The 18,657-nt window shown below is 71.1% G+C and carries 15 protein-coding genes; 7 read left to right on the top strand and 8 right to left on the bottom strand.

Features of this window, described 5'->3' with window-relative positions; genetic code table 11:
• Positions 1-145 precede the first annotated feature (145 nt).
• Positions 146-646, top strand: coding sequence for a GNAT family N-acetyltransferase (locus tag ACIBM5_RS37000; protein WP_396011103.1), 501 nt, complete (start codon positions 146-148; stop codon positions 644-646).
• A 264-nt stretch (positions 647-910) separates the two neighbouring features.
• On the opposite strand, the gene ACIBM5_RS36995 is transcribed toward ACIBM5_RS37000, so the two are convergent.
• The 3 genes from ACIBM5_RS36995 to ACIBM5_RS36985 form a co-directional block, all read right to left on the bottom strand.
• Entirely contained in the window at positions 911-1,504 is a 594-nt protein-coding gene (locus tag ACIBM5_RS36995; RefSeq protein WP_396011144.1) for an acyltransferase, read from the bottom strand.
• A gap of 22 nt (positions 1,505-1,526) precedes the next feature.
• A complete protein-coding gene (locus ACIBM5_RS36990) occupies positions 1,527-3,059 on the bottom strand; it encodes a glycosyltransferase (protein ID WP_396011101.1) in 1,533 nt (510 codons plus the stop codon).
• A gap of 223 nt (positions 3,060-3,282) precedes the next feature.
• Entirely contained in the window at positions 3,283-4,356 is a 1,074-nt protein-coding gene (locus ACIBM5_RS36985; protein ID WP_391586829.1) for a glycosyltransferase family 2 protein, read from the bottom strand.
• Between the two features lie 275 nt (positions 4,357-4,631).
• Here ACIBM5_RS36985 and ACIBM5_RS36980 point away from each other — a divergent pair, with 275 nt between their 5' ends.
• The 4 genes from ACIBM5_RS36980 (at position 4,632) to ACIBM5_RS36965 (ending at position 12,595) form a co-directional block, all read left to right on the top strand.
• Entirely contained in the window at positions 4,632-6,158 is a 1,527-nt protein-coding gene (locus ACIBM5_RS36980; protein ID WP_396011100.1) for an LCP family protein, read from the top strand.
• Positions 6,159-6,308: 150 nt separating this feature from the next.
• Positions 6,309-7,694 carry an LCP family protein gene (locus tag ACIBM5_RS36975; RefSeq protein WP_396011099.1) on the top strand — a complete coding sequence of 462 codons (1,386 nt, stop codon included), beginning with the start codon at positions 6,309-6,311 and terminating at the stop codon, positions 7,692-7,694.
• Positions 7,695-7,816: 122 nt separating this feature from the next.
• Positions 7,817-9,652 carry an HSP90 family protein gene (locus ACIBM5_RS36970; protein WP_396011097.1) on the top strand — a complete coding sequence of 612 codons (1,836 nt, stop codon included), beginning with the start codon at positions 7,817-7,819 and terminating at the stop codon, positions 9,650-9,652.
• 9 nt (positions 9,653-9,661) lie between these two features.
• Positions 9,662-12,595: a hypothetical protein gene (locus tag ACIBM5_RS36965; protein WP_396011096.1), complete on the top strand. Its 2,934-nt coding sequence runs from the start codon at positions 9,662-9,664 to the stop codon at positions 12,593-12,595.
• Positions 12,596-12,677: 82 nt separating this feature from the next.
• Here the strand turns inward: ACIBM5_RS36965 and ACIBM5_RS36960 are convergent, their stop codons facing one another.
• Complete coding sequence (locus tag ACIBM5_RS36960) at positions 12,678-13,145, bottom strand: DUF6299 family protein (RefSeq protein WP_396011095.1); 468 nt, start codon at positions 13,143-13,145, stop codon at positions 12,678-12,680.
• Positions 13,146-13,500: 355 nt separating this feature from the next.
• Between ACIBM5_RS36960 and ACIBM5_RS36955 the strand changes: the two genes are divergently transcribed.
• Positions 13,501-15,030: an IPT/TIG domain-containing protein gene (locus tag ACIBM5_RS36955; RefSeq protein ID WP_396011094.1), complete on the top strand. Its 1,530-nt coding sequence runs from the start codon at positions 13,501-13,503 to the stop codon at positions 15,028-15,030.
• Between the two features lie 232 nt (positions 15,031-15,262).
• On the opposite strand, the gene ACIBM5_RS36950 is transcribed toward ACIBM5_RS36955, so the two are convergent.
• A complete protein-coding gene (locus ACIBM5_RS36950; RefSeq protein ID WP_396011093.1) occupies positions 15,263-15,685 on the bottom strand; it encodes a MarR family winged helix-turn-helix transcriptional regulator in 423 nt (140 codons plus the stop codon).
• Positions 15,686-15,868: 183 nt separating this feature from the next.
• Between ACIBM5_RS36950 and eno the strand changes: the two genes are divergently transcribed.
• Positions 15,869-17,146, top strand: a complete 1,278-nt coding sequence (eno, locus tag ACIBM5_RS36945) for a phosphopyruvate hydratase (protein WP_396011091.1) — start codon at positions 15,869-15,871, stop codon at positions 17,144-17,146.
• Between the two features lie 92 nt (positions 17,147-17,238).
• Here eno and ACIBM5_RS36940 read toward each other — a convergent pair whose 3' ends face one another.
• From ACIBM5_RS36940 to ACIBM5_RS36930, 3 genes are read right to left on the bottom strand one after another with little or no spacing between them, the layout of a single operon-like run.
• Complete coding sequence (locus tag ACIBM5_RS36940) at positions 17,239-17,421, bottom strand: DUF397 domain-containing protein (RefSeq protein WP_396011089.1); 183 nt, start codon at positions 17,419-17,421, stop codon at positions 17,239-17,241.
• A 58-nt stretch (positions 17,422-17,479) separates the two neighbouring features.
• On the bottom strand, positions 17,480-17,662 hold the full coding sequence (locus ACIBM5_RS36935; RefSeq protein ID WP_396011088.1) for a DUF397 domain-containing protein: 183 nt from the start codon (positions 17,660-17,662) through the stop codon (positions 17,480-17,482).
• A complete protein-coding gene (locus tag ACIBM5_RS36930) occupies positions 17,659-18,465 on the bottom strand; it encodes a helix-turn-helix domain-containing protein (RefSeq protein WP_396011087.1) in 807 nt (268 codons plus the stop codon). The genes ACIBM5_RS36935 and ACIBM5_RS36930 overlap by 4 nt, the downstream gene beginning before the upstream one ends.
• Between the last annotated feature and the right edge of the window lie 192 nt (positions 18,466-18,657).

The raw sequence follows: 18,657 nt of genomic DNA, 5'->3' as shown, positions 1-18,657 counted from the left end.
GGTGGGAGGGGAGCCGGCGCAACGGGACGCGACCGGCGACGTGGTCGTCCGGTGGGTGCGGTCGGGCGCCCGATGCACGACCGTCGGCGCCGCGGGCGGGCCAACGCGTTTGACGTGGGTCGCCGGAGACGGACACGCTCCGGGGGTGGACAACGCACGGGTGCAACTGCGCCGACTGGACGAAGACTTGACGGCCGCCCTCCTGGACGCCGCGGTGGCCGACGCCGACCCGGCGGAGGTGATGCCGGCCGTACCCGGCCCGCCCGGCTGGACCGCCGACCGCCGAGCCGCCTTCCTGGCCTTCCATCACGAATGGGCGGCCACCCCCACCACCTACGCGATCCTGGTCGCCGACCGCGTGGTGGGCGCGGCCCGCCTCCAGCCCGCCCCGGAAGCCCCGGACGACGCCCTGGAGGCCGGCCTGTGGATCGGCCGCTCCCACCGCGGCCAAGGCATCGGCCACGCCGTCGTCGCCCTCCTGCGCACCGAGGCCAAGTCCCAGGGCGCGACCCGGATCGTGGCAAGCACGACCGAAACCAACACCGCCGCCCAACGCCTCCTCACCACCGCCGGCGCCGACCTCCACCACCGCCCCACCCCCGACCCCAACGGCGACACCATCGAGGCCACCCTCGACGTCGACTGATCCGGCGGTGCCGACGACCGCGCACCCGATCCGGGCCCGGACAGCCATACGCACGCGCGGCATCATGCAGATTTGCGGAGGTGCCGACCGCTGCTCGCGCATCGTGACGGCACGGGACCCGCTCCGCCGACCCCCTCGGATCGGCACGCGCCCGCTTCGACGCACTCCGGAACGGGCCCGGGCGGGGCAGCCGAGTCCGTTCGGCAGGCGGCGTTCGGTGGCTTGCCACGCCGTGGAGGCGCCCGCCGCTCGGGCGAGGCGCGGCTACCCCTCCGGTGGTGGGTTCAGGGTCAGTTCGCCGTCGTGTTCCGTGTAGTGTTCGCCGGTTTGCGGGCAGTGCCAGTGGCCGTCGTCGGTCGGGGTCAGGGGGATGCCTGCGCGGCCGACCCATTTGATGCGGCGGGCCGGGACGCCGGCCATCAGGGCGTGGTCGGGGACGTCGCGGTGGACCACCGCGCCGGCTGCGATCAGGGCCCAGCGGCCGATCGTGACGCCCGCGACGACCACGCTGCGGGCGCCCACCGCGGCTCCCTGACGGACCGTCACGCCCTGGGTGTGCCAGTCCTGTTCGCCCTTGAGCAGGCCGTTCGGAGTGACCGCGCGGGGATACATGTCGTTGGTCAGCACGACCGCCGGGCCGATGAAGACACCGTCCTCCAGGACCGCGGGTTCGTAGACCAGCGCATGGTTTTGCACCTTGACGTTGGCGCCGATCCGGACCGCGGGCCCGATGTAGGCGCCCCGGCCGATCACGCAGTTCGCGCCGAGGACCGCGTCCTCTCGAATCTGGGCGAGGTGCCACACCCGGGTGCCCTCGCCGAGGGTCGCCGACTCGTCCACATCCGCGCTCGGGTCGATAGCCACCCCCGAACGCTAGTGCTCACTCGGCCGCCACGCCCAGGAAATCGGCGAGGACGCGGGCCGAGCGCCGACCGTCGTGGTGCTCGGCGACGTACGCCGGGCCCCGCGCGGCCAGTTCGCGGGCCGCCTCCGGTTCGGCGACCACCTCTTCCAGCACCTCGGCCAGCGAGTTCGGATCGGCCCCGCGGATCGGCAGGTCGGCCGGCAGATGCTCGGTCGCCGACTCGTGCAGGTAACAGATCGTCAGCCGACCCGCCGCGAGCGCCTGACACGACGTCATGCCGTAGGAACCGCACCCGAACTGGTCGAGCACGATGTCGGCATCCGCGAACAGCGCCGGGAGTTCGGCGGCCGGTCGGTTCAGGATGCGGCGGTACTCGATCAAGCCGATCTCGTGCAGCCGGTTCAGGGTCGGTTCGATCCGCGCGGTGCCGCGCAGGAACGGACTGGTCATCACGTGCACCACGACCGGGCGTTCGCGGGCCAGCACGGGCTTGTCGGTCCGCCATGCCGAAGGGTCGATCGCGGCCGGCAGCCACACCGCGTCCGGCACGTCGGCGATCAGGTCGGGCGTGGCCACGAAGGTCGGCACATCCAGGCCACGCAGGATCGGCAACAGCCGGTCCACCTTGGCCTGTAGCGCGTGGGTCAGCTCGTAGCGCGGGTCGAACGGCGAGAACTCCACCCGGGCCCGGTGCGCCGCCGGATCGCGTGCCTCCGAGCCGTACAGCACCAGTCCGAGCGAGATCCCGGCCGCCCGCAGCTCGGCCAGGTCGGTGTCCACCCAGGAGCCGCCGAGTCGGCCGAACGCGGGCATCCCGCCCTCCGCCAACACGTGTGTGTAGCGGTCCAGCACCCGGGCCAGTCGACCCAACTGCCATCGGGTGGACAGCCAGTCGTCGGTGGCGATCGCCTGGTCGCTGGGATGGCCCGGGGTGTTCGCCGAACTGAGCGCGGACGCCTCGGCCCGCACCCCCGGCAGGTGTCGCTCGACCGCGCGGGCCCACGCGTGCCCCTGCCCGCCGGTGTTGGTCGGCCCGATCCCCAGCACCGGAGCGGACGCGGGCACCGGCTCCGCATCGGCGGCGAACGCGCGCACATACGGCTCGTACGCCTGCTCGCAGCGCCGCGCCCAGGCCTCGGCGTCCCGTTCGGCCTCCGCACGATGGGTGCGCCGGACCGCCTCCAGGTCGCGCTGGGCCATGATCCGCCGCAGCCCCTTGAGCACGCCGCCACCGTCGAGCGCCTCGACCGCGGCCCGGGCGGCGGCCAGTCGGGCGGTGCGCACCGGGTCGACCGGCACGCGCAGGGAGCGCACCACCCCGGTCTCGGTCACCTCGACCGACGTGGTCACCGCAACCGTCTCGGCGGGCACGACCCGCAGCACGTAGGCACCCTCGACCGGATCGGTCGCATGCTCCTCGCCCGCCTCCGTGTGGGTGACGACCAGCCGCCGCAGCCGCGCGGGCGGGGTGAAGCCACGATCCTCCGCGGCCTGCCGGGCGTCCGGAATCGCCACTCCCGCGGCCACAGCCGAGTCCCTGTCGCTCATCGCCGTCGTCTCCCAAGGCCGTGCCGACTGTTCACAGACTGTCACCGGGGACGAGCGGTGACCAGGGCGGCCACGTTACTTGGCTTTACCGAAAGGACTCGGTTTCCGGCCGGGAAGACGGCGCGTCGGGCCGATCGGGCGGCGCACACCACCCCGTACACGCACGTCGGCCCGAGTCGCACACACTGGCGACCCGGGCCGACGAGGCACTGCACGGAGCGGACTACCCGGACTCCTCCTCGAGCTGCGCGGTCCCCGCCTCGACCCGATCGGCCAGGCTCTTCGGGCTGGTCAGGAAGCCCGCGCCCCAGGATCCGTGCATCGTCGCGAGCACACCCGGCAGCCGCACCAGCGCGCCCGGGCTCAGGTCGCGGCCCTCCCACGCGGCGCCGGCCAGGATGCCCGCCGCGTACCCGCCGGGCACCAGCCAGCCGACCTTGCGCCCGGACAGACCCACCACCGTGCCGGCGGCCACCGCCGCGAGCGCGGCCGGCGGGGCCAGGTAGCGCAGGTTCACCGAGCCCTGGTGGTGCCGGGAGACGACCCGACGCCACCGGCCGTAGTTGAAGTACTGCTTGGCCAGCGCCTTGGTGGTCGGCCGCGGGCGGTAGGAGACCTCCAACTCGGGCGAGAACCAGATCAGGTAACCGGCCTCGCGGATCCGGTAGTTCAGCTCCCAGTCCTGGGCCCGCTCGAACTCCTCGTTGTAGCCGCCCAGCTCCTCCAACACCTCGCGCCGGAACACGCCGAGGTAGACGGTGTCGGAGGGCCCCGCGCCGCCGCCGGTGTGGAAGCGCGCGTTGCCGACGCCGAGCTTGGAGGTCATCGCGCGCGCGACGGCCTCCTCGTAGGGGGTGGTGCCCTCGGCGTGCATCAGCCCGCCGACGTTGGCGGCACCGGTCTCCGCGAGCAGCCGGACCGCGGTGGAGATGTATCGGGCGGGCAGGATGCCGTGGCCGTCCACCCGCACGATCACGGGGTGCCGCGAGGCGCGGATCGCCGCGTTGAGTGCGCTGGGGGTGCGGCCGGTGGGATTGGGGACGGTGCGCACGCGGGAATCGTTCGCGACCAGCCGGGCGGCGATCTCGTCGGTGTCGTCCGTGGACGGTCCGAGCGCGATCACCACTTCGATCTCGCCGGGGTAGTCCTGCGCGAGCACACGACCGACGGCCTCTTCGAGGTGTCGGGACTCGTTGAGCACCGGCATGATCACGGAGACGGGCGGTTTTTCGGGAAGCGGCTCCGCTCGGCGAACCGGAGGTTCGTGGGTGGCGGGCTCGTCGGCAGTGGGATTCATCGCCTCGGAGCGTACTGCGAACGGGCCGCCCGGCCGACATCGACCGAGCGGGCGACCGGACGGGCCTGCCTGCGCGGCCGTCGGCGTGCCGCGGCCGTTCCCGCTCGATCCCGCTTTACGGTGGTTCGACGCGCAGCACCGCAACCGTGGTCGGCCGCCCAGGCGTCCTTCGGGTGTACGCGGGTACGGATGGACATCCGCACGACGCGCGCCGGGAGGGTGTGCGCAGCGAACGGCGGGACGAGATCGGTCCGCGAGGAGGGACACCGCACCCCATGGCGACGACTGGCGGACGACCCTCGGCGAGAACCGCGAACGGGGACCGGAACGAGCGCAACGTCGGCCGCAATTGGCTCGTGTTGATCACCGGTGTGCTCGCGGCGGCGATCCTGGCGACCAGCGGCATCGGCTGGGCCTGGGTCAAGCACTTCGACGGGAAGATCCAGCGGATAGATCCGTTCAAGGGCCTGGACAACCGCCCGGACACCGGATCCGGCAAGGACCTCAACTTCCTGATCGTCGGGTCGGACAACCGTGCCGGCATCTCCAAGGACACGCTGGAGAAGCTGCACGCCGGCGGCGAGTCCTGCGACTGCACCGACACGGTGATGATCGTGCACCTCAACGCCAAGCGGGACCGCGCGACCATCACCAGCCTGCCGCGGGACAGCTACGTGGAGTTCCCGGCGCACAAAGACAAGGCCACCGGTGAGCAGCGCGGCCCGTCCAAGGGCAAGATCAACGCCGCGTACACGCTCGGTGGCCCGCCGCTCACGGTGGCCACCGTGGAGAAGGCCACCGGGATCCGGATCGACCACTACATCGAGGTCAATTTCGTCTCGTTCGTCAGCGTCGTGGACACCCTCGGCGGCATCGAGATGTGTACGCCCAAGCCGCTGCGCGACCCCAAGTCCGGCCTCGACCTGCCCGCGGGCACCAGCAGGCTGGACGGGGTCAAGGCGCTGCAGTTCGTGCGGGCCCGGTACATCGCCAGCGACCCGACCGGCGACATCGGCCGCACCCAGCGCCAGCAGAAGTTCATGACCCAGGTGCTCGCGAAGGCGACGTCGTCCGGCACGCTGACCGACCCGCTCAAGCTCAAGAACGTGCTGGACGCGGTGCTCGGCTCGATCAAGGTGGACGAGGGCATGAGCCCGCAGTCCTTCCTGGAGTTGGGCGGCAAGCTCCGGAACCTGTCCAATTCCGGCGTCACCTACGCACAGGTGCCGCTCAAGAGCGTCGACCACCAGGTCCCGGACTGGGGCTCGACGGTGTTGTGGGACGACGCCAAGGCCGCGGGCCTGTTCCGGGCGATCCGCGAGGACAAGGACCTGATCGCGCCGACGCCGGAGAAGAAGCCCGACACCCCGGGCCCGGCCAACGCCCCCGCGCCCTCCCCTGTGTCGGTGGAGGTGGCGCCGAACGAGATCTCGGTCCAGGTGTACAACGGCGGGCAGGCCACGGGCCTGGGCACCCGCGCGCACGAGGACCTCAAGGGCCTGGGCTTCGCGATGGCCGGGCCGCCGCGGACCTCGACCTCGACCGACGGCGTGCGCACGATCATCCGGTACGACCCCAGGTGGAACCGCTCGGTCAAGACGGTGCAGGCCGCGCTGCCGGGCGCGACCCTGGAGCCGGTCACCGGCCTGGGGCGGACGATCGAGGTGGTCGCGGGCTCGTCGTACGCGGGGGCGACCCCGGTGCGGATCGGCGGCGCGCCCACCGAGCAGCCGTCCGACGGTGCCACGCCGAATCCGGCATACTCCGCCAAATCCGGTGACGAGGTCTCGTGTAAGAAGTGAGCATCAGACGGTGCCACGCCGAATCCGGCATACTCCGCCAAATCCGGTGACGAGGTCTCGTGTAAGAAGTGAGCATCAACTGTGGAACAGATAGTCGATGAGATCGGCATTCGGTTGCCTCGCGGCTGATCGGGTGCAAGCTTCGGTGTCATGAACAATTGGCCGCCGGGGTGGGCGGATGGCGACCAACAGCCACAGCAGCCCCCTCCGGGAACGATTCCGAGCCGCCCCGGCGGCCACCCGCAGCAGGCACCCGGCGGGCATCCGCCGCAGCCGAACGCGTATCCGCCGCAGCCGGGCGGGTATCCGCCCGCGCCCGCGGCGCACTCGCCGCAGGCCGGCGTGCCACCCGTGCAGCGCCCGCCCGGCGCGGACGGCTACCCGCCGCAGCCGCCGATCGCCGACGCGCACGGCGCACCGCCCGCCCCGGTGGGCCCGCCGCCGCAGCGCGGGCCCTCCGGCCCCGAGGGCCCCGGCGGCCCCGGTCGGCCCGACGGTCCCGACGGCCCGGGTCGTCCCGGCGGCCCGCCGCGGCGTCCGCGCGGCCCGGTCAACTGGAAGAAGCGCATCCTCATCGGGCTCGGCGTCTTCGTCGCGCTCGTGGTGGTCTTCGGCACGGTGACCTACTTCTGGGCCGACTCGAAGATTCGGCACGAGGACGTCCTGGACGATTACAAGGGCCGACCGGCCGCGTCCGAAGGCACCACGTGGCTGATCGTCGGCTCGGACAGCCGCGAGGGCCTGGACGCCACCGATCGCAAGAAGCTGCACACCGGCAAGGCCCCGGGCAAGCGCACCGACTCGATGATGCTGCTGCACAAGGGCAAGGGCGGCACCGCGCTGATCAGCCTGCCGCGCGACTCCTACGTGGACATCCCGGCGTTCAGCAAGAACGGCAAGACGGTCAACGCGCAGAAGAACAAGCTGAACGCGGCCTTCGAGAAGGGCGGCGCGCCGCTGCTCGCCCGCACCGTGGAGATGGCCACGGGCATGCGGCTCGACCACTACGCGGAGATCGGGTTCGGCGGGTTCAACAACATCGTCAACGCGATGGACGGCGTGGACATCTGCCTCAAGGGTCCGATCAAGGACAAGAAGTCCGGCGCGGACCTGGAGGCCGGTTGCCAGACGCTGGACGGCGCGCAGGCGCTCGCCTTCGTGCGGTCCCGCTACTACGACCCGGCGCGCTCCGACCTGGCCCGGATGGAGAATCAGCAGCTGTTCCTCAGCGCGCTGGCGAAGAAGGCCAAGTCGGCCGGAATCCTGCTCAACCCGTTCAGCGCGTTCCCGGTGGCCGACGCCTCGCTCGGCGCGGTGACCGTGGACGACGACACCGGCCTGTTCGACCTGTACGACCTGTTCAAGGACATGGGCAGCCTGTCCGGCGGCGACGGGGTCACCACCACGGTGCCGATCTCGAACCCCGGATACGAGGTCAAGAACGTCGGCTCCACCGTGCTGTGGGACGACAAGGGCGCGAAGGCGCTGTTCCAGGCGCTGCGCGACGGACGGACGGTGGACGCGCCCAAGCGCTGAACCCGGATCGGTGGGGACCGGCGGCCGGACAAGTGATTCGCCGCCTGTCCCCGCCGTTTCGTACCATCAGCACTCGGCCGGGATGTCGGCCGGCGATCCTGCCCCGAGGTGACGAAGTCCGCATGAACGATGCCGCGATAACCGCCGCAGACCACACCTTCCAGGTCGATCTGCGCGGTCTGGTCGACCTGTTGTCGCACCACCTCTACTCCAGCCCCCGGGTATACCTGCGTGAGCTGCTGCAGAACGGCGTCGACGCGGTCACCGCGCGGCGGGCCGCGGACTCACAGGCCCCCGCGGCGATCACGATCACCGTGGAGGACGGCGGCCTTCGGGTCACCGACACCGGCGTCGGGCTGACCGAGGCCGACGTGCACCGCTTCCTGGCCACCATCGGGCGCAGTTCCAAGCGGGATGCGCTGGAGAGCGCCCGGCGCGACTACATCGGCCAGTTCGGCATCGGCCTGCTCGCGTGCTTCGTGGTCGCCGACGAGATCACCGTGGTCACCCGCTCGGCCCAGGCGGCGGACGCGCCGCCGGTGGAATGGAAGGCCGGCGCCGACGGCCGCTACACGGTGCGCACCCTGGCCCCCGAGGAGCGCGAAGAGCCGGGCACCACGGTGTTCCTGACGCCGCGTCGGGGCAGCGAGTCGTGGTTCGCCGCGGACCGGGTGATCGAACTCGCCCGCGACTTCGGCGCGCTCCTGCCGTATCCGGTCACCGTCGTGGCCGACGGCGAGCACACGCCGATCACCGACACCCCCGCGGTCTGGGACCGCCCGTACCCCACGTCGGAGCGTCGCCGGGCCGCGCTCGCCGCGTACTGCGAGAGCCGACTCGGCTTCACCCCGCTGGACGTGATCGACCTGGACGTGCCGCTCGCGGGCGTGCGGGGTGCGGCGTTCGTGCTGCCGGAGGCGGTCAGCCCGGCGATGCGCGGCAAGCACCGGGTGCATCTCAAGGGCATGTTGCTCACCGAGAACGCCGACGGGCTGCTGCCCGACTGGGCGTTCTTCGTGCGCTGCGTCGTGGACACCGACACGCTGCGGCCCACCGCGTCGCGGGAGAGCCTGTACGACGACGAGTCGCTCGCCGGGGTGCGGGACGCGCTCGGCGGGCACATCCGGGACTGGCTGGCCGAGCTGGCCGCGCACGACCAGCCGCGGCTGGCCCGGTTCCTGAGCGTGCATCACCTGGGCGTGAAGGCGCTCGCCCGGCACGACGACGAGTTGTTGCGGCTGGTCCTGCCGTGGTTGCCGTTCGAGACCACCGACGGGCGGATCGCGCTCGACGAGTTCGCCCGCCGGCACCCGGTCGTGCACGTGACGCCGACCGTGGAGGAGTACCGCCAGGTCGCGCCGATCGCGGCGGCGGCCGGGCTGGGCGTGGTCAACGGCGGCTACACCTACGACCTGGACCTGGTCCACCGGCTGGCCGAGATCCGCCCGGGCACCACCGTCACCGAACTCGACCCGGACACCGTCACCGCGCACCTGGACTCGATCGACCCGAGCGCCGAACTGGCGGCGGCGAACTTCCTCGCGCATGCGCGGGCCGCGCTGGATCCGCTCTCGTGCGATGTATCGCTGCGCACGTTCCAGCCGGTCACCGTGCCCGCGCTGCTGCTCGACGGGCGGGACGCGCGCGGCGAGCGCGGTCGGGCCGAGGCCGAGCAGGACGCGGCCGGCCGCGGCGACGACCTGTGGTCGGGAATCCTGGGCTCGCTGCGCGGCCAGGGCCCGCGTGCCCGGCTCGTGCTCAACCACCTCAACCCGCTGGTCCGCCGGATCGCCGGGCTCGACGATCCCGAACTGGCCCGGGCCGCGGTCGAAGGACTGTACGGCCAGGCCCTGTTGCTCAGCCACCGACCGCTCACCTCGGCCGAGACCGGCCTGCTCGGCCGATCCTTCCTCGGCCTGCTGGAGCGGGCGGTCCACCAGCCGAACCCCGCCGAATAGGAACCCTTGATGGACATCCGTGACGACGCCGGGTTCTTCGCTGCCCTGGACGCGAACGAGGAACTGCCGTACGGAAAGGCACGTACCGCCCGCGCCGAGGAACTGGTCGTGGTCGCCGAGCGGATGGGCAACGACGAGAACCTCGCGTGGGCGCTGCTGCGGTTGATCACCGCGTACAACTACGGTGGCGAGTCGCCGCGTACGCCGGTCCCGCTCTCCCGCCTGCTCAGGCTGTGGGACGAGCATCCCGAGGGCTTCGACGAGCAGTTGACCCACCATCTGTTCTGGGATCTCAAGTGGATCACCAGCTCGCTGCTCGCGGTGCCCGACGTGCCGCTGCCGGCGATCCGCGGCTACCTCGCCGACATGGAGCGCCGCTATCGCACCGCCGGACACAGCCTGCGGCCGGTCCACCAGAGCCGGTTCTACCTGGCCCGACACATCGGCGCCGACGCGGAGAGCGCGGAGGCGTTCGACGCGTGGCTGGCGGCCGATCGCGACCGGCTCGCCGACTGCGACGCGTGCGAACGGCGCGAGCAGGCCCGCTGGTTGATCGCGCAGAGCCGGGACGCGGACGCGCTGGAACTGCTCGCGCCCACTCTGGACGGCGCGTTGACCTGCGCCGAGGAGCCGCAGGTCTCGCTGGCCGCGTCGATGTTGCCGCTCGTGCGCGAGGGCGATCCGGATCGGGCCCGGGCACATCACCTGCGCGGGTACCGTTCCGTTCGGGGCAAGGTGAGCACCTACGCGGCGGTCGCCGAGCACATCGAGTTCTGTGCGCTGACCGGCAACGAGGGCCGCGGGATCGAGATCCTGGCCGAGCACCGCGCCTGGCTGGAGCGTCCGCAGAGCGACCCGTCCGACCACTCCGACTTCCTCGCCGGCGTCGCGGTGCTGCTGCGCCGGCTGGTCGCGGTCGGCGGCCCCGGGTTGGTGGTCTTCGAGGACAGCACGGCCGGTGCGCTGCGCGACACGGTCGAACGCGAACTGTTCGAGATCACCGCCCGCTTCGACGCGCGCAACGGCAACGACGCGGTGAGTTCGCGGGTGCGACGCCGGTTGGCGGCGGCGCCCGTCGCGAAGTCGCTGCCGTTGGGCCTGCGTTCGGCCCGGGTGTCCGCGCCGTCGTCGGCCGCGCCGGTCCGGCCCGCGACCGCGTCGGCTGCCCGGGACGCCTCGGAACTGCTTTCCCGTGCGCGCGAGTTGGACGCGCAGGGGCATCCCCGTTCGGATGCGGCGTGGCGGGACTACGCGGCGGCGGCACGCGAGCGCGGACAGGACGTGGACGCCTTCGCGCTCGCCGCGATCACCGAGGCGGAGGGCATCGACCTGGCCGAGGAGGGCGAGTTCGCGGCGGGCATCGCGGCGCTGACCCGAGCCGCGGCCGGCTACGAGGCGGCCGGCGCGCCGGGGCGGGCGGTGGGCGCCGAGGTGCGCACCGCGATGGCCCGGTTCCGGGCCGAGGAGGCCGACGCGATCGGACTGTTCGACGCGGCGCGGGCCAGGGCCGAGGGATTCCTGCCGGACGACGCCGCACCGCTGGCTCTGGTGTTGCACCACCGCGCGATCGTGGCCCTGACGACCGGGGCCGACGACGTGGACGAGATCCTGACCGAGCTGCACGATCTGGGCCGGGACCACGGGCTGGGGCACCGGCAGGCGGCGGCGCTGCACCTGCGCGCGGAGCAGGCGCTCCAGGAGGACCGTACGACCGACGCCGAGGCGGATCTGAGCACCGCCATCACGCTCTGCCGGGAGGCGGAACGGCCCTGGCTGGCCTGCCGACCGCTGTTCCTGCGCAGCCAGGTCCGGATGCAGGCGGGCGACCCGGCGGCGGCGGAGGCGGACATGCGCGGCGCGCTGGAGACGGCGGCCTTCTACGCCGAGCCGCAGTTCCCGGTCGGCCACGCGCTGACCATGCTGGCCAACGCCGTCGGCGCGCAGGATCGGCCCGAGGACGCACTGCCGTTCGCGCTGGAGGCCGCGCACGTCTTCGACGACGAGGGCGACGCGGAGATGGCGGCGGCCTGCCGCAGGGGCGCCGTGGGCATGTTGTTCGGCCTGGGACGGGACGCGGAGGCCGCGGCGATCCTGGAGGAGCTGCTGCCCGAGATCGAGGCGCACCACGGCCCCGAGCACGCGATGCACGAACGGTGGGCGCTGGGCATGTGCCTGCGTCGCCTGGGCGATGCGCGGGACGCGGCCAAGCACCTGTCGATGGCGGCCGAGGCCGCGACGAAGGTCGCCGATCGGGCCACCCAGGCGGAGATCGCGGTGGCGGCGGCACACGCGCTGGACGATGCCGGGATGGCCGCGCAGGCGCAGGCCGCGTTCGGCCGGGCGATCGAACTGCTGCGCGCGGAGGGCGACGTGCGCGAGACCGTCCGCGCACTGCGGGCGAAGGCGTGGAACATCGCCGGCAGCACGGACCGGGAGGACCCGTCGGGGGTGGACCGGGCTGTGGCGCTGTTCGGGGAGGCGCTGCGGGAGTTGGCGGGGGCTGATCCGGGTTCGGGGGCCGGGTCGGGCTCGGCCGACGTGGGTGACGACTCGGGTGTCGGCTCGGCGTCGGGTTCGGGTTCCGGTGATGGCGCGGCCTCGGGCCCGGGTTCGGGTGCCGACGACGATGTGGCGGCGATGATCGCGATCGAGACGGCCGGTACGCATCACCAACTCGCCCACCTGCTGGCGCGCGCCGACCGACTGCATCCGGCGCTGACGGCGGCCGACCGGGCGGCTGCGGCGTACGTGCCGCTGTTGCCGGAGGAGGGCCACGGGTACCTGGATGCGGTGCAACTGGCCGCCCGAATAGAGGCGTTCGGTCTGGAGCAGCGGCAGCCGGCGGTGAACCGGTTGAGCGCGGCGCTGACGGTGTGCCGGACGGCCGGCTTCGAGGCCGTCGACGACCTCAGGGAACTGCGGAACGAGCTGGCGAAGAACTGACCGGCGGCGCACGCCGACAGTCGCCTTCGCCGCCCGAAGCCCCGCGACGTGGCCCCGGGCGGCGAAGGCGCCGAGTGCGGTGTCAGACCCCCTGGATCACCACGTCGTGCGCGTCGTGGGCGAGGATGTTCGGGAGTACGGGGATCAGGTCGTCGTCGTACCGGAGTTCGAGCAGCGTGGCATCGCCGCTTGCCGGGCCGGGGACGAAGGTGATGTAGGGCTTCTCGGTGCTCCGCCAGGTGTGCGTGCGGCCGTCGCACGTGGCCACGGTGCCGCCGATGGAGGAGTGCCGGCCGGCCTGGGCGACGTTGCCGCCGACCAGTACGGTCCCGACGTGGTCGGCGGAGCACTGGTAGGTCCCCGAGAGGGTGAGCGTCCCGTCCTCCGCCACCCACACGGTCGAATCCATCGAGACCCGGTCACCACCGGCACGCACGTCCCCGCGCGGGAGCGTATGCGCCTGCGCTGCCGCAACGGGCGCAAGCGCGAGCAGGAGACCGGCACATCCGGCGGACAGGGCCACGGCCGTACGGCCGGCAGTGATCATCATGCCGTCGCCAACGATCGCGAGCCGGAAAGGTTTCGCCCCCACGTACGGACGGGATGGCAAGCGCGACGGCCCCCTCCGCCGAAGCCGCACGACCCGCCGCAAGCCCCGATGTCCGCTGCCGGACCGAACAAGGTTGCCGGCCCCTGGCGTTCGCGGCCACGGAAGGACCGGCTGCCGACGGCCCGGGGCATCCGTATCCGCCGCCGCCGGCCCACCGAGAAGCCCGGCTCCCGGCCCGACCTAGCCCAAACGCATGAATGGCAGCCGAGTTGCCCTCGGGTTCCGTCATGTCCCGCCGGCAACAATTAGGTTGGATGCGACCCATTCGGCGTGTTCGGGGGCCAGGAGAGTGCGCATGTCGAACGAACAGCTCCCGTCGGCGGTGGCCCCGGTGGCCATAACGCTGGCCGCCATCGCTGCGTCCGCGGCTCCCTCGCGCCCGTCGGGGGAAACCCTGTCCGAGCACAGCAACCGGGTCTTCCTGGGCATCCAACAACAACTGACCGACTCCTCTCTCGCGACCGGGAACAACTGGAGCCAACAGTGGCTCGCGCTGAGCGCGGACAACGCGAACATGGCCTACCTCGCGAAGAGCAAGGACGGCTCCAACCAGTTCGCCGTGGTCATCCGCGGCACGGTCGCCAGTGAGACCGACATGCTCGAAGACCTCGACGTCGGCACGGTGGTCCCGTTCACCGCCGTCGGCTCGCCGTCACGCCCGGTCTGGGTCTCCAAGGGCGCGATGGAGGCGTTCACCCAGGTCGTCACCATGAACTCGGTGGGTGTCACTTTGGTGAAGGCGCTCGCCAACGCGCTCGCCAAGGCGCCGCCGAACCCGACGGTCCGGGTGATCGGGCACAGCCTCGGCGGCTGCATCGCGACCATGGTCGCGCCCTACCTGCTGGGGCGGTCCTGGTCGAACGCGACCCCGCGGTTCGCGCTGCACACCTTCGCCGCGCCCAGCGCCGGCGGCTCGGACTTCGCGTCCTACGTCGATTCCCTGCCCTGGGTCGCCAACGAGCGCTACTACAACACCTGGGACTTGGTGCCCCAGGCCTGGACGGGTCTCGCCGCCGCCAAGAACTGGTATCCCGATCCCGGCCCGGAGGCGACCTTCGACGTCAGGGCGGTCATCGGGACGCTCGCCGGCCTTCCCGGCCCCAACGTCTACGCGCAGCCTGGTGACGCCTGCGCGCTCAACCCCGTCTACGGAAAGAGCGCGCCCGGCTCCTACGACCCGAACCTGACCAGGAAGTCGCTCCAGGACTTCATGGGCCAGGTCGCGTACCAGCACGCCAATTCCACCTACCTGCGCCTGCTCGGCGCACCGAATGTCCTGCCGGGTCCGGTGGTGACCTCCGTCAGCCCGAACACCGGACCGACCGGCACCACGGTCACCATCAACGGCACCGGCCTGGGCATCGGCAGCAACAACACCGGGGTCGACTTCGGCACGCTGCCGTGCCCCCGGTTCGGCGTCTCCGACAACGGCACCGTGATCACCGCCTACCTGCCCATGGGCATCGGTACCGGCGTCGTCGACGTCCGCGTCACCACCAATTTGGGCACTTCTCCCGTCGTCCCCTCCGGCCGGTTCGCCTACGACGGCACCGCGCCCGTGGTGGTCACCGGCATCAGCCCGGTCACCGGACCCAAAACCACCCAGGTCACCATCTCCGGCGAGAACTTCGCCTCCGACGCCAAGGTCTACTTCGGCAACAACGCCGCCGCGTTGGCCCAACCCCCACTTTCCGATCGAATCGTCGCGATCGCACCTCCGCCCGACACGGGCATCACCGATCCCCTGACCGTGAACGTCACCGTGCTGTCGAACGGCTACTCGTCCCCCGCGAGCCCGGCGAACGAGTTCACCTACAAGCTGTGATCCCGGCCGACCGGCCGACGCCTGCGGTCCGCCCGCCTGCGTGACCCACCACGGCAATCCCGGGCCTCGCCTTCTCGGTCGTCGAAACCGGTGCGCTGTCCTACGGCTTCGGCGGTCCCCGGCGGTCTCCTTGGACAGGGCGGCGGCGGAGACCCGCAGGATCCGCAGCGCCATACGTACGCCGATCCGCTGACCGCCCCTCGCCGCACTACCGTATGGTCCAGGGCGGGCTTCAGTGCGCCGCGAGTCTCGCCACCAGCCCGATCCCCCGGGCCAGCAACTCTCGCTCCTCACCCGTCAGTTCCGCGTCGATCGCGCGGGCAAGCCAATCCACCCTGCGGCCCCGCTCCTCCTCCAGCAGCGCCTGCCCGGCGGAGGAGAGCTCGACCAGGCTCTTGCGGCCGTCGGTCGGATGCGCCCGGCGCGTGATCAGCCCCTGTTCCATGAGCAGTCCGACGGCGCGGGCCATGGACTGCGGACGCACCTGCTGATCGGCCGCCAGTTCGCTGGTCGTCATCGCACCGCTGCGGTCCAGCGCGCCGAGGACGGCCACCTGGCCGAACGGCATCCGGTCCTCCAGCTTCACGCGCCGCGTGAGCTTTCCCATCGCGGTACGCAGTTCGGCCGCGACGGCGGCGGATTCCGGGAGGGGCATACCGAACTTTAACGCAGCACGGCTGCACAGCAGAACTGAACAACAAGGCTGCGCAGGGCAGCTGCGCAGCAGAACTGAACAGCGGGACTGAACAGCACTGCTGTAGAGTTTTGGGTGCCGGGTCCGACACCGCCGTCGCCGCAGCCGAATCCCGGCATACATGCGACAACGAGAAGGGCTCCCATGACCGCCATCACCTCCGTCACCGGCCGCCGCATCCTCGACAGCAGGGGCAATCCCACCGTCGAAGTCGACGTGGAACTGGCAGACGGATCCTTCGGCCGGGCCGCGGTCCCCTCCGGCGCTTCGACCGGCGCCCGCGAGGCCGTAGAACTCCGCGACGGCGACCCGGCTCGCTGGCACGGCAAGGGCGTCGACGACGCGGTACGCCACGTCAACACGGAACTCGCCGCCGCCGTCACCGGTCGCGAGGCCGAGGACCAGGCCGGCCTCGACGGAGTCCTCGTCGCCACGGACGGCACCTCCAACAAGTCCAGGCTCGGCGCCAACGCGATCCTCGGGGTCTCCCTGGCTGCCGCCAAGGCCGCAGCCGCCGCCCACCGGCTGCCGCTCTACCGCTACGTCGGCGGGTCCGACGCCCGAGTGCTGCCCGTACCGATGATGAACATCGTCAACGGGGGTGCGCACGCCGACAATCCGCTGGACTTCCAGGAGTTCATGATCGCCCCGATCGGCGCGGAGACCTTTGCCGAGGCCGTGCGGATGGGGTCCGAGATCTTCCACACCCTGCGCCGCGACCTCCTCGCCGCCGGGCACGACACGGGCGTGGGTGACGAGGGCGGCTTCGCACCCGCGCTGCGCACCGCCGAGGAGGCCCTCGACTTCGTGCTGGCCGCCGTCGAGCGCACGGGGTACCGACCGGGCACGGACATCGGCCTGGTCATGGACCCGGCGTCGTCCGAGTTCTTCCGCGACGGCGTGTACGACTACACCGGCGAGGGAGTGCGGCGCACACCCGTCGAACAGGCCGACTACCTGGTCAAGTTGATCGAGGCGTACCCCATCGTGTCGATCGAGGACCCGATGGCCGAGGACGACCTGACGGGATGGCGGGACCTGACCGCCCGGGTCGGTGCGCGCTGCCAACTCACCGGCGACGACGTGTTCTGCACGAACGAGACCCTCCTGCGCGAGGGCATCGACTCCGGCGTCGCCAACTCGGTTTTGGTGAAGGTCAATCAGATCGGCACCCTGACCGAGGCCCTGGCCACCGTCGACGCCGCCCACCGGGCGGGCTACACCGTCGTCATGTCGCACCGCTCGGGAGAGACGGAGGACACGACGATCGCGGACCTGGCGGTGGCCACGGGCTGCGGTCAGATCAAGACCGGTTCCCTGTCCCGCTCCGACCGCACCGCCAAGTACAACCAACTCATCCGCATCGAGGAGCACTTGGGCGCCACCGCCCGGTACGCGGGCGCGGAGGCACTACGCCGCTGAGCCCGCCGATCCGGCGGATCATGCCCGGGCCGCGAGGGCGGCGAGGCACGCTGCCGGACGTCGCGGTGTCCGGAGGGTGTCGAGGACCGACCCTAGTCCCGCAGGGCGCCGAGCAGTTCGCACCACGCGGCCGGGCTGACCTCCAGATGGCCGAGACTGCGGTCCTTGGTGTCACGGATGCCCGTGGATGTCGGGAGGGGCGCGACCTCGACACATGAGTTGTTGCCCGTGGAGTGACTGGCCTTGCGCCACGCGAGCGGGTCGATGACGTTCAAGGTTCATCCCATCTGATCGCCGTGATGTTCCGGTCCCGGACGAGTCGGTTCTCCGCCGCTAGTCCCGCAGCGCGCGCAGCAGTTCGCGCCACGCGGCTGAACTGATCTCCAAGTGCCCTTGGGCCCTGTCCTTGGTGTCACGTATGCCAGTGACCTCCGTAAGAGGGGCCACTTCTACACACGCGTTGTTGCTGGTTGAACGACTGGCCTTACGCCACGCGTACGCATCGATGGTGCTCAAAGCGCATCCAATCTGCTCTGTATCAAGCGCTGCGACTCGTCCTGGGAGAGAGCCACGGATCGCTGGTAACCCAGGTTGCGACGATGCCGTCGAACGGTCCGTTCATCTCGGATCATCTGTGACCCACTGTCCCACTCGGCATGTGCCACCGGAGTTTCGGGGGCCGGCAGTTCGAGCACTGTCACCGCTCCGAGATATGGGCGCGCCAAAGCATCGGACGGCACAATTCTGAGGCACACGTTCTCGAGTCGGCTCAGGTCCAGCAGGTGCTGCAACTGCTCTTGCAAGGCTACTCGTCCGCAGAAGTTTGTCGAAAGTACTGCTTCGGACAGGGTTGCTGAAACCGTTGCGGTGCAGGCCGTAATGATCCGTGCGCGTTGCAGCCGAACCTCCAGCAGCATCTCCGCGTCGTCGGGATCAGGCACGAACGCAGATTTCATGATGGTTGCCCGGGCGTAGCCTGCGGCCTGCATATACCCGGGAATCAAGGTGGATGCGACTTCCAAGGCCGTTGCTTGCGCCTCAAGAAGGATCAACTCTTCGTAGTCCCGGCTCAGCACCTCGGCATATTTCACCCACCATCGATCCGGTTCGCGCTCGATGCCGAGTCCGCGCTCCAATCTCATCCGGGTCACCGGGGTCAGCTGCAAGATATCTGCCAGCACCGCCACTTGGTCCGGCTTGATGGGCGTCACCCCAGTCTCCAGCCGAGACAGCTTGCTTTCGTTCCAGCCCGCCCGCCGCGCGACGTGTCCCATCACCAGCCCGGCCTCCTGACGCAGACGCCGCAGCTCGGCACCCACCCGGGCAGGGTCACGCACCATAACCCACCTGTCCATTGCTCTCGATTGATCCGGTTCGCAGAACTTTCGACACACAGTTGCTGCAAGGGGCCTTGCATGTCAGCGTATTCAGTGTAACGAGAGATCACCTCTCCGTGACCGTCATCCGTTATGTCTGGATGCGGACGCGCTGCCGATCGGCGGGTGGAAGGT

The sequence above is a fragment of the Embleya sp. NPDC050493 genome, from assembly GCF_044458105.1.
Classification (GTDB): Bacteria; Actinomycetota; Actinomycetes; order Streptomycetales; family Streptomycetaceae; genus Embleya.
The sequence above is the reverse complement of the archived record's forward strand: the minus strand, read 5'-3'. Positions and strand labels throughout refer to the sequence as shown.